Annotated in this window: 9 protein-coding genes; all 9 read right to left on the reverse strand. The window is 40.8% G+C overall.

Features of this window, described 5'->3' with window-relative positions; translation table 11 throughout:
* Positions 1-256: 256 nt before the first annotated feature.
* Positions 257-1,147: a succinate--CoA ligase subunit alpha gene (gene sucD / locus H0S58_RS09475; RefSeq protein ID WP_195726380.1), complete on the reverse strand. Its 891-nt coding sequence runs from the start codon at positions 1,145-1,147 to the stop codon at positions 257-259.
* 13 nt (positions 1,148-1,160) lie between these two features.
* A complete protein-coding gene (sucC, locus tag H0S58_RS09480; RefSeq protein WP_092717578.1) occupies positions 1,161-2,327 on the reverse strand; it encodes an ADP-forming succinate--CoA ligase subunit beta in 1,167 nt (388 codons plus the stop codon).
* A 184-nt stretch (positions 2,328-2,511) separates the two neighbouring features.
* Complete coding sequence (gene lpdA, locus H0S58_RS09485; protein ID WP_195726381.1) at positions 2,512-3,945, reverse strand: dihydrolipoyl dehydrogenase; 1,434 nt, start codon at positions 3,943-3,945, stop codon at positions 2,512-2,514.
* A 94-nt stretch (positions 3,946-4,039) separates the two neighbouring features.
* The gene (odhB, locus tag H0S58_RS09490) at positions 4,040-5,248 is read right to left on the reverse strand and encodes a 2-oxoglutarate dehydrogenase complex dihydrolipoyllysine-residue succinyltransferase (RefSeq protein ID WP_053579843.1); all 1,209 of its coding nucleotides are present in this window, start codon (positions 5,246-5,248) and stop codon (positions 4,040-4,042) included.
* Positions 5,248-8,088, reverse strand: coding sequence for a 2-oxoglutarate dehydrogenase E1 component (locus H0S58_RS09495; protein ID WP_195726382.1), 2,841 nt, complete (start codon positions 8,086-8,088; stop codon positions 5,248-5,250). The genes odhB and H0S58_RS09495 overlap by 1 nt, the downstream gene beginning before the upstream one ends.
* 836 nt (positions 8,089-8,924) lie before the next feature.
* Positions 8,925-9,635, reverse strand: a complete 711-nt coding sequence (locus H0S58_RS09500; protein ID WP_195726383.1) for a succinate dehydrogenase iron-sulfur subunit — start codon at positions 9,633-9,635, stop codon at positions 8,925-8,927.
* A 14-nt stretch (positions 9,636-9,649) separates the two neighbouring features.
* Positions 9,650-11,548 (reverse strand): succinate dehydrogenase flavoprotein subunit, encoded by a 1,899-nt coding sequence (gene sdhA, locus H0S58_RS09505; protein WP_053579840.1) that lies wholly within the window; start codon positions 11,546-11,548, stop codon positions 9,650-9,652.
* A 12-nt stretch (positions 11,549-11,560) separates the two neighbouring features.
* Positions 11,561-11,926 carry a succinate dehydrogenase, hydrophobic membrane anchor protein gene (gene sdhD, locus H0S58_RS09510; protein WP_053579839.1) on the reverse strand — a complete coding sequence of 122 codons (366 nt, stop codon included), beginning with the start codon at positions 11,924-11,926 and terminating at the stop codon, positions 11,561-11,563.
* Positions 11,926-12,324, reverse strand: coding sequence for a succinate dehydrogenase, cytochrome b556 subunit (sdhC, locus tag H0S58_RS09515; protein ID WP_053579838.1), 399 nt, complete (start codon positions 12,322-12,324; stop codon positions 11,926-11,928). The genes sdhD and sdhC overlap by 1 nt, the downstream gene beginning before the upstream one ends.
* Between the last annotated feature and the right edge of the window lie 246 nt (positions 12,325-12,570).

A 12,570-nucleotide genomic window follows, 5' to 3' on the forward strand; every position in this document is an offset into this window, starting at 1 on the left:
AATCATTTGCGGTATTTTTGCTTCACTTTCTGATATTTATTATTTATACATTTCTCTCACTCAATACTATCTTAAAGCACATTTATTTCAAATTTTAAATGCTCACTTTAAATTAATCATTAAACCATATCACCAAAATTTTAGCTCAAGAGGAAAGCACGGCTAGTTTATAGTGAGGCCTTAATGGATAGTTCTGCCGTGATTAATGAAAATAAAAAACCCCATCCAATGATGAGGTTTTATAATTTTAATTTAATTAAGCCAAGCCTTTTTCTTTTAAAAGTTGTAACATCGTTGAACCCAATTCTGCGGGACTTCGGGTATATGCCATTCCAGCTTTTTCAAATGCAATAAATTTCTCTTCAGCTGTTCCCTTACCTCCAGAAATAATTGCACCTGCATGTCCCATGCGTTTTCCTTTCGGTGCAGTTACGCCTGCAATATAACCGACTACAGGTTTGGTCACATGAGATTGAATATATTCAGCAGCTTCTTCTTCCGCGGTTCCACCAATTTCACCAATCATAATAATGGCTTCTGTTTGTGGGTCTTCTTGGAATAGTTTTAAGCAGTCAATTTGATTCATGCCTGGAATTGGATCACCACCAATACCAATACAGGTTGACTGGCCTAGACCCAGTTTGGTGGTTTGAGCAACAGCTTCATAAGTAAGTGTACCAGAACGAGAAATGATCCCGATTTTACCTGGCTGATGAATGTGTCCTGGCATAATACCAATCTTACATTCACCCGGTGTTATAATCCCTGGACAGTTCGGCCCAATAAGACGTGCATTATTACCATAGGTTTCTAAATAGCGTTTAGCCTTAAGCATATCTAAAGTTGGCACACCTTCAGTAATGACGACAATCAGCTCAATTCCAGAATCTACTGCTTCAATAATTGAATCCAAAACAAAAGGTGCAGGAACATAAATAACCGAAGCATCTGCCTTGGTTTCTCTCACTGCATCTTTCATGGTGTTAAATACGGGTAAATCTAGATGAACTTGACCACCTTTTCCTGGTGTTACGCCACCCACGACTTTAGTACCGTAATCCAAGGCTTGTGCTGAATGAAAGGTACCATTTTTACCAGTAAAACCTTGTACCAATACTTTCGTGTCTTTATTAATTAATACGCTCATGATTGATACTCCTTTACGCTTTCACTGCAGCAACAATTTTTTCCGCAGCATCAGACAGACCGTTTGCAGAAATTAATTTCAAACCTGATTCATCAAGTAATTTTGCACCTAACTCAGCATTGTTGCCTTCTAGTCGAACCACGACAGGTACAGTTACATTTACTTCCTGAACCGCTGCAATAATAGCCTCAGCAATCATGTCACAACGCACAATGCCTCCGAAGATATTGATTAAAACCCCTTGAACAGAAGTATCTGCAAGAATAATTTTAAATGCTTCAATCACACGTTCTTTCGTTGCACCGCCGCCCACATCTAAGAAATTAGCAGGTTGGCCACCGTACAACTTAATGATGTCCATAGTTGCCATTGCAAGCCCAGCACCATTCACCATACAACCAATATTACCTTCTAGCGCAACATAGTTAAGGTCAAATTCAGACGCTTTTAACTCACGTTCGTTTTCCTGAGATTTGTCACGTAATGCGGCAACTTGAGGGATACGATAAAGTGCATTCGAATCGATTCCTACTTTGGCATCGACACACAAAATATCGCCATTTTCACGGACTGAAAGCGGATTAATCTCGAACAATGCAAAATCATTTTCAACAAATGCTTGATAAGCTGCCGTCATAATTTTAACAAATTGATTGATTTGACCATCTTTTAAATTTAAAGCAAAAGCGACTTCACGCGCTTGAAATGGTAATAACCCAACCAAAGGGTCCACTTCTACTTTAATAATTTTTTCTGGCGTTTCTTCTGCTACTTTCTCAATTTCAACACCACCCTCAGTGGATGCCATAAAAGTGACACGACGACTTGAGCGATCAACCACGGCGCCAAGATATAATTCCCGTTCTACAGGATAGACATCTTCAGCCACCAAAATACTATTTACCGGTTGACCGTTAGCATCGGTTTGATAAGTGACTAAACGCGTACCAATGATACTATTTGCATATTCCGCAGCTTCTTCAGCAGATTTTACGACTTTTACGCCACCTGCCTTTCCACGACCACCAGCATGAACTTGAGCCTTCATAACGGCAAATTTTCCACCGAGTTGCTCAAATGCTGCTACCGCTTCATCTGCATTGGTCGCAAGTACACCCTCTTGAACAGGCATACCATATTTTTTTAATAACGCTTTGGCTTGATACTCATGTAAATTCATTAAAAGACCTTTTTATTTACTACTTTTTCACTTTGTTATGACCCACCAACACCCCGACATCCGTCAATGCAGTATTGGCATTTTTTTAAAACGTTTTAAAACTTGTTATCTTTATTTTTAGATGATTATTCAAATAAATACAACCATCAAATAGAAAAAGAGCGGCCTAAGCCGCTCCATTTTGTTATTTTCGTTTACGCTGAATCGCGTGGATCGCTCGTCCATCCACTGCTAAAGCAGCTTCATGCACCACCTCAGAGAAGGTTGGATGACCAAAAGTCATTAATTGCAAATCTTCAACAGAAGATACAAATTCAAGTGCAATCATACCTTGGTGTACAATATCAGATGCAGCAGGTCCAATCACGTGCATACCCAATAGACGGTCAGTTTTCGCATCAGCAACAAACTTCACGAAACCAGCATTTTCACCAGCAGCCATTGCACGACCATTTGCAGCAAAACCGAATTGACCAGTTTTCACTTCGTGGCCCTTATCGACCGCCTGTTGTTCAGTTAAACCCACCCACGCCGCTTCTGGGTGTGTGTAGATGACAGAAATAATCGTGTCATAGTTCACTTGAGCTGCATGACCGTGAATACGCTCCACCGCCATCACACCTTCTTCCATTGCTTTATGTGCAAGCATTGGACCACGTACTAAGTCACCAATTGCATATACACCTTCAACAGAAGTTGCACACCAATCGTTCACTTCAACTAAACCACGTTCAGTCAGTTTAATACCACAATCATCAGCCAATAGACCTTCAGCATAGGCACGACGACCCACACAAACAATCAATTTATCGAAAGTTTGAGTTTTGTCTTCACCGCCCTGGGTATATTGAACAGTCACTTCTGAACCATTGACTTCTGTACCGGCAACTTTCGCGCCAACACGAATATCCATACCTTGTTTAGTCAATAGTTTTTGGTAGTCTTTTGCCAAGGCTTTATCAGCCATTGGTAAGAATGCATCCATTGCTTCAAATACAACAACTTCAGCACCTAAACGACGCCAAACCGAACCCAACTCTAGACCAATCACGCCTGCACCAATCACACCTAAACGCTTAGGTACTTTTTGGAATTCTAGTGCGCCAGTTGAGTCAACAATCACATCTTGATCTACAGGAGCAGAAGGAATATTGATTGGCACAGAACCCGTTGCAAGAATCACATACTTAGGCTCTAAAACTTGAGTTTCACCTTCGTGAGATACAAATTCTACTTTTTTACCCGCAAGTAATTTACCCGTACCTTTTAACCACTCGATACCGTTACCTTTTAGAAGGCCATCGATACCCATAGTCAATTGGTCAACAATTTTGTCTTTACGCGCAAGCATTTTAGACAAATCAAAAGCCACTTCACCTGTACGAATACCGTGATCATCTAAATGATGAACAGTATCTTCATAACGATGAGAAGAATCGAGTAAAGCTTTAGAAGGAATACAACCTACATTCAAACAAGTACCACCTAAAGATGGTTTGCCTTTATGAATGCGTTTTTCAATACAAGCAACTTTAAAACCAAGTTGAGCAGCACGAATTGCTGCTTCGTAACCACCTGGGCCACCGCCAATAACAACAAGATCAAACTGTTGAGACATTTTTATCCCCATTCTTTCTCCCTAAGTCCTCTTTTTAAAGAGGACTTTTCCCGCTTTCATCAAGCGAGCTGAAGGAAGATTTATAATAAATTAGTTACAGGTCAAGGATGAGTTTAGCTGGTTCTTCTAACAGCTCTTTCACTGTTACAAGGAAACCTACTGCTTCTTTACCATCGATCATGCGATGATCGTAAGAAAGCGCTAAATACATCATTGGCAAGATTTCAACTTGACCATTGACTGCCATAGGGCGCTCTTGGATTTTATGCATACCCAAAATCGCAGTTTGTGGTTGGTTTAAAATAGGCGTAGAAAGCAATGAACCGAAGGTACCACCATTGGTGATAGTGAACGTACCACCTGTCATTTCTTCAATGGACAATTTCCCTTCACGTGCTTTCGCAGCATAAGCACCAATGCCCGATTCAACTTCAGCATAGCTCATACGGTCTGTATCACGCAGAATAGGAACGACTAAGCCACGCTCACTTGATACCGCAACACCAATATCATAATAACCATGATAAACAATATCATCGCCATCAATTGATGCATTTACGGCTGGGTAGCGCTTAAGTGCTTCAGTAACCGCTTTTACAAAGAAAGACATAAAGCCAAGACGCGCACCATGACGCTTTTCAAACGCATCTTTAAATTGCTTGCGCATTTCCATAACAGGTTTCATGTTCACTTCGTTAAACGTAGTCAACATTGCAGTGTTTTGAGTTGCAGAAAGAAGACGCTCAGCTACACGCTTACGAAGACGTGTCATTGGAACACGTTTTTCAATACGCTCACCTACAGCGACACTTAAAGGTGCAGCAGCTGGTTTAGTCTGATGATTAGCAACATCTTCTTTCGTAATGCGACCACCGCGACCAGTACCCGCAACATCAGTCGCAGCAATACCTGTTTCAGTCAATGCTTTACGTACCGCAGGCGCTTGATCAGACACAGGCTGAGCACGCTCTACTACGGGAGAAGCACCTGCTTCAGTTTGTGAAGCCGCTTGCTCTACTTTCTGCTCTGATTGAACAGCTTGAGTTTGCGCAGCACCAGAAACAGCACCTTCTTCGAATTGAGCAATCACTTCATTTGATAAAACAGTTTCGCCTTCACCTTTAATGATTGAGGCAATTGTACCGTCAGCAGGAGCGACAACTTCTAAAACAACTTTATCAGTTTCAATATCACAAATCACTTCATCGCGTGATACAGCTTCACCTGGTTGTTTGTGCCAAGTTGCGATTGTTCCGTCTGCAACTGACTCTGGGAATACCGGTGCTTTAATTTCGGTTGCCATTATTTAGAATCTCCTGATTGTTCAGCCACAATCGCCAATGCGTCGTTAACCAGCTGAGCTTGTTGTTTTGCATGCAAATAAGGTGAACCACAAGCCGGTGCAGCAGAAGCTTCACGACCTGCATAACTAATACGAACTTGTTTACCTGTTTTCATCACATCATCATAAAGACGTGGTGCGATAAATAACCAAGCGCCTTGGTTTTTCGGTTCTTCTTGCGTCCAAACTACTTCTTTTACATTCGGATAAGAAACAAGCATTTCAGCAATACGTTTTTCTGGATACGGATATAATTGCTCAATACGCACAATCGCTGTATTGCTCAACTCTTGTTCACGACGTTTTTCAAGTAAATCGTAATAAACCTTACCACCACAAAGTACTAAACGTGTGACATCTGCTTTGTTAATTTGATCAATTTCATCAATCACAGTTTGGAATGTACCCGTTGCCAACTCATCCAAAGTAGAGGTTGCCAATTTGTGACGAAGCAATGATTTCGGAGAAGTGATAATCATAGGTTTACGAATTGGTCGAACCGCTTGACGACGCATTGCATGATAAATCTGTGCAGGCGTAGTCGGTGTAATCACTTGCATGTTGTCTTCGGCACACAGCTGTAAGAAACGTTCCAAACGTGCAGATGAATGCTCTGGACCTTGACCTTCGTAACCATGTGGAAGCAACAACGTTAAGCCGCAAACACGCTCCCATTTGGTTTCACCCGATGAGATAAATTGGTCAATCACCACTTGCGCACAGTTTGCGAAGTCACCGAATTGCGCTTCCCAAATAATTAAGCTTTTCGGTAAAGTCGTTGAATAACCATATTCAAAAGCCAATACCGCCATTTCTGACAAGAGTGAATCATAAATAGCAGTACGAGGTTGATTTTCTTTCAAGTTACATAATGGAATGTAAACAGAACCATCAACTTGGTTATGCAGTTTTGCATGACGATGTGAGAAAGTACCACGACCAACATCTTCACCTGTTAAACGGAATAAATAGCCTTCATCCAAAACAGTTGCATAAGCTAAAGTTTCAGCAGCACCCCAGTTTAACGGCATTTCACCCGTTTGCATTTTTAAGCGATCATCGATCACTTTAGACACTTGACGTTGCATCACGAAGCCTTCTGGAAGCTCACGCATTTTTGCACCAAGTTCTTTTAAACGCTCAATTGGGAATGTTGTATCCCAATCATCTGTATAGTCGTGACCTAAATAAGGTTTCCAATCAACAAACATTTTGGTATTTGGTTCTAAAACCAACGCGTTCGCTACATGCTTACCCGCTTCCAAATTTGAACGATAATCTTCAATCATTTGATCTGCAACTGCACGATCAAGCACTGCTTGTTGAACCAATTGATCTGCATAAAGTGCACGTGTAGTCACTTTCTTGTTGATCACTTGATACATCATTGGTTGTGTTGCTGCTGGCTCATCGGCTTCGTTGTGACCACGACGACGGTAGCAGAACATATCAATCACTACATCCTTACGGAAGGTATGACGGAAATCATGCGCCAATTGAGCAACAAACAATACAGCTTCAGGATCATCCCCATTCACATGGAAAATTGGGGACTGAATCATTTTTGCAATATCAGTACAGTATTCTGTAGAACGTGCATCACGTGGATCAGAAGTCGTGAAACCAACTTGGTTATTCACAACAATATGCACCGTACCACCTACGGTATAACCGCGGGTTTGCGACATCTGGAAAGTTTCTTGATTGACACCTTGCCCAGCAAATGCAGCATCACCGTGCACAATCACTGGCAATACATCATCACCACCAATATCTTTACGACGAACTTGACGCGCACGAACTGAACCCTCAACCACAGGCCCAACAATTTCTAAATGCGATGGATTGAATGCCAATGCTAAATGTACTTCACCACCTGGTGTCATCACATTTGAAGAAAAACCTTGGTGATATTTAACGTCGCCAGAGCCTTTTTTATGAATTGATTTGCCTTCAAACTCACCAAACAAGTCAGCTGGGTTTTTACCCATAATATTAACAAGTAGATTTAGACGTCCACGGTGTGGCATTCCAATCACAACTTCTTTACAACCGACAGAACCTGCACGCTGAATGAGTTCATTCACCATTGGAATGAAAGACTCACCGCCTTCAACACCAAAGCGCTTAGCACCAACATATTTGTTACCTAGGAATTTCTCTAGGCCTTCAGCTGCTGTCAGACGCTCTAAAACATGTTTTTTCTGTTCTGGAGTAAAATTGAATTGACCTTTTGCACTTTCAAGACGCTGTTGAATCCAACGCTTCTCTTTGGTGTCAACAATGTGCATGTACTCTGTACCAATAGAAGCACAATACGTTGCTTCCATTGCTTGAACCATTTCACCTAAAGTCGCTTCATTTTTTCCGATAGATAAATTCCCTGTATTAAATACAGTATCTAAATCAGATTGAGTTAAACCATGCGCAGCAAGATCAAGATCTGGAACGATTTCACGTTTAGCCAAACCTAAAGGATCTAATTTTGCTTTTTGATGACCGCGATTACGATATGCAGCAATAAGTTGTAACACACCGATTTGACGTTGGCCATGTTCTGAGCTCACTGCACTTTGAACAACGGCTTGAACACGATTAGAATTACGACCTAATAATAGGAACTGCTCACGTACATTGCTATGCGGTTGATCACCTTTAGGGAATTTATCGAAATATTCACGCCAATCAGCTCCAACCGAGTCTGGTGAGGTTAAATAATGTTCATAAAGTTCTTCAATATACGCTGCACTGTCAGCGGAAAGCTCTGTGTCAAGACGCAGTGCGTCAGCAACTTCTTGCATTTGTGGACCCATTTCCTATTGCAAAAACATTTTCAGGATGCTTTTTAAGCGAACCCATGATTAATAACATCAAATTGGTAAAATGACATTAGTCCGCACAAGGCATTAAGCCAAGAGGCGTTATCACTACATTAGGAATAACCCAATGTGAATAATGAATCATAACGCCCCTATTGGCATCATCACTCATTGAATACTCGACCGAAACCGAGCAATTTTTTGCAAATCGACTTAGAAAAAATAAGCACACAATATTATTTTTTCTAAAGCGATTTCTCTTTAATTTATAAACCCTATAGCCCCACCTAAGTGTTGAAAAAATGTACATAAATGCAATTTTTTCACCTAAAACTTGCCAGTAAATCCTAACATGTTCTTTAGTTACAATTGATTTTTTTGACACATACCTCCTATAAATTAGCGAAATACATCACCACTATTTTCATCTAATATATGGTGCTTCATATAATAGTCGGATTCAATGTAGACCATAGTCCTATACCAAACCTTCGCATAGCAAAAAAGAGCACAACTTTTACACTGGCTCTCTTTATTTACTTTATTTACTTTATTTACTTTAATAGGATAACATTTTTAAATTTAGTTTTGCAGACTCAAACCAGAGAATCGCTGTTAATTTATCAATTAAAACAACTTCACAACAATTGTTTGGTTTTTTGCTTATTTTATAACCACCATTAATATCACCACGCTCATTCAATCCTATTTATTCGACGGACAAATCCTTTATAACTTTTATAAATCCAAAACAAATCCACATCTGAGAGATATAAAAAAAGCATGCCTATAGGCATGCTTTTTTATTACAACAGAACTTATCCTGCTTGATCAAACATCATGCTACGAATATGACCGATTGCCTTGGTCGGATTAAGACCTTTAGGACAAACCGAAACGCAGTTCATAATGCCTTTACAACGGAATAAAGAGAATGGGTCGTCTAGACGAGCCAAACGCTCTTGAGTTGCTGTATCACGCGAATCAATAATGAAACGGTATGCATTCAACAATGCCGAAGGACCCAAGAACTTGTCTGGGTTCCACCAAAATGAAGGACATGCAGTTGAACAACATGCACATAAAATACATTCATACAGACCATTTAAATGCTCACGCTCTTCAGGAGACTGTAAACGTTCCTTCGCTGGCGCAGGCTGATTATTGATCAAGAATGGATGAATTTTATTATACTGATCGTAGAACTGATTCATATCTACAACCAAGTCTTTAACCACTGGCAAACCAGGCAATGGACGAATCGTGATTTCATTCGGTAAATCGTTTAGGTTCCAAAGACACGCTAAACCATTTTTACCATTAATGTTTACACCATCCGAACCACAAATTCCTTCACGACATGAGCGACGGAATGTTAAAGTTTCATCTTGGATTTTCAATGCTAGAAGCGCATCAAGCAACATACGATGCTTGTCATTTAACTCAAGCTTGTAAGTTTGCATGTACGGTGCTTTATCCTTATCAGGATCATAGCGATAGATATGAAATGTACGAGTACCTCTACTCATCTTTATTCTCCTGATTAGAATGTACGTGGTGCTGGTGGAATCGCATCAACCGATACTGGCTTGTAACGCACTGGCTTATACTCAAGACGATTATCTGATGAGAACCATAAAGTATGTTTCATCCATTCATCATCACGACGACCATAAGAATACGTTGGGTGATCTGCTGGTAACTCATAATCAACCACAGTATGCGCACCACGACATTCTTTACGAGCAGCCGCAGAGATTAGCGTCGCTTTTGCAACTTCATATAAATTTTCAACTTCTAAAGCTTCAACACGCGCAGTGTTAAATACTTTCGATTTGTCTTTTAAATGAATATTACGAACGCGTGGCTCAATCGCAAGAATCTGTTTTACACCCTCATCAAGCAATGCTTGGGTACGGAATACACCAGCATGATCTTGAACGATATCACGAATAGCATCAGCAACTTCTTGAGCATTTTCACCCGAAGTTGATTCATCTAAGTCACGAATACGTTTGCGTGTATTTTCAAATACAGTCGTTGGCAGCGGTTGATACTCATCACCGTGATGTTTAGTCACATAATCAATAATGTGTTCACCCGCAGCTTTACCAAACACAACCAAATCAAGAAGTGAGTTTGTACCTAAACGGTTTGCACCATGTACAGACACGCAAGAACATTCACCAATAGCATAAAAGCCTTTGATTGGTTTTGTATAGTTACGTTCGCCACCATTACTTGAGTAAGATTCACCAGCTTTGTCGTAACCCGCCTCAAAGTTAGTATCCGCAGCACCTTCAGGAACAACAACTTGCCCATGAATATTGGTTGGAATACCACCCATTTGATAATGGATCGTCGGTACAACTGGAATTGGTTCTCGAGTAATGTCTACATTCGCGAATTTTTTACCAATCTCAAATACAGAAGGTAAACGCTTCATAATGGTATCTGCACCTAAATGCGTCATATCCAACAGGATATAATCACCTTTAGGACCACAACCACGACCTTCTTTAATTTCTTGGTCCATAGAACGTGATACGAAATCACGTGGAGCCAAGTCTTTCAAAGTTGGTGCATAGCGCTCCATAAATGGTTCACCGTCTTTGTTACGAAGGATTGCGCCTTCGCCACGACAACCTTCAGTCAACAATACCCCTGCACCAGCAACACCTGTTGGGTGGAACTGCCAGAACTCCATATCTTGCAATGGAATACCTGAACGTGCTGCCATACCAAGACCGTCACCAGTATTGATGTACGCATTGGTAGATGCACGGTAAACACGACCCGCACCACCCGTTGCAAACAATGTTGCTTTGGCTTGGAACACCGCAATATTGCCCGTTTCTTGGTCAATTGCAGTTACCCCGAGTACATCACCCGCTTCGTTACGAATCAAATCAAGCGCGATCCATTCAACAAAGAATTGAGTACCCATTTTCACGTTGCTTTGATAAAGCGTATGAAGCAACGCATGACCTGTACGGTCAGCTGCAGCACATGCACGTGGAACTGGTTTTTCACCATAATTCGCAGAGTGACCACCAAAAGGACGCTGGTAAATCGTACCATCTGCATTACGGTCGAACGGCATACCCATGTGTTCAAGTTCATAAACAACTTTAGGCGCTTCACGACACATAAACTCGATTGCATCTTGGTCACCTAACCAGTCCGAACCTTTTACTGTGTCATAAAAGTGGTAGTGCCAGTTATCTTCTTGCATATTACCAAGAGATGCACCAATACCACCTTGCGCTGCAACAGTGTGCGAACGTGTTGGGAATACTTTAGTCAGGACTGCAACATTCAAACCAGCTTGAGCAAGTTGATATGAAGCACGCATACCTGAACCACCACCACCCACAATAACTGCATCGAAAGTGAGGTGTTGAATATTTGTGTAGTCTTCTTTAGGGGTTATAGCGCCCATGATTTTTTCCTATCAATTCGCCCAAAAAATCTGGATCGCCCAGATTGCATATGCAAATACAGCAATAATGACTGCTGATGTCAGCACAAGGCGTAAACCTGAAGCTGAAGGACCCATCTGACGAGTAGTCACATAATCTGTGAATACTTGCCACATGCCAATCCAAGCGTGTGCGACAAGAGATAAGACCGCCAATAAAGATAAAATCTTCATTGGTAATGTCATCATAAAGCCAAACCATTGCTCATAGTTAAATCCGCCATTACAAAGGATCCAACCAAATACCACAACAGTATAAACAGCCAATACAACAGCACTTACACGTTGGATGAACCAATCGCGCGAACCTGAACCTGTAAAACCGGTAGCACTTTTCATTAGAGAACAATCCATACAAATGCAGCAACAATACCGATTGCAGACAAAATCAATGAAATAGTAGCTGCGATTCGACCACTTTGTAATTCTTCGGCAATACCTTGGTCAGCAAGTAAATGCTTAACACCCGCAATAAAGTGGAAAATTAAGCCAGCTACAAATACCCATACGACAAAGCGCACAATGAAGCTACCGAAGATTGCTTGAACTTGAGCAAAACCTTCAGCCGAAGACAATGATTTGTCTAAAAGCCACAAAAGCACTGGTACAAGTAAAAATACGATGACACCAGATAGACGGTGTAGAATTGATGCAATAGCCACAGGGGATTTTAAGTTTACTTCTAAAACTTGACCCATGGACAAATTGACAGGTCTGTTGCTTTTCACAGCGGGCATCCTGTAAGTAAAAACTCCATCCGGAGTTTGTTGGAATTAATTCGAAGGAAAGCTAGCATTTTTAGGTGATTGCTATAATGCCGCAACCCCTAAACTTAAAACGACACTGAATTATAAAACGTCAACTATCAAAATACAAACAATCACTTTTGGCTTTTTGCATAAAAATCATTAAATAAGAATCATTAACATAAAATAGACCATCAAAAAAGTCTAAATATTTCGCTTATATAAAATCCAATCAGA

The organism is Acinetobacter sp. TTH0-4 (assembly GCF_015602665.1).
Classification (GTDB): Bacteria; Pseudomonadota; Gammaproteobacteria; order Pseudomonadales; family Moraxellaceae; genus Acinetobacter; species Acinetobacter albensis.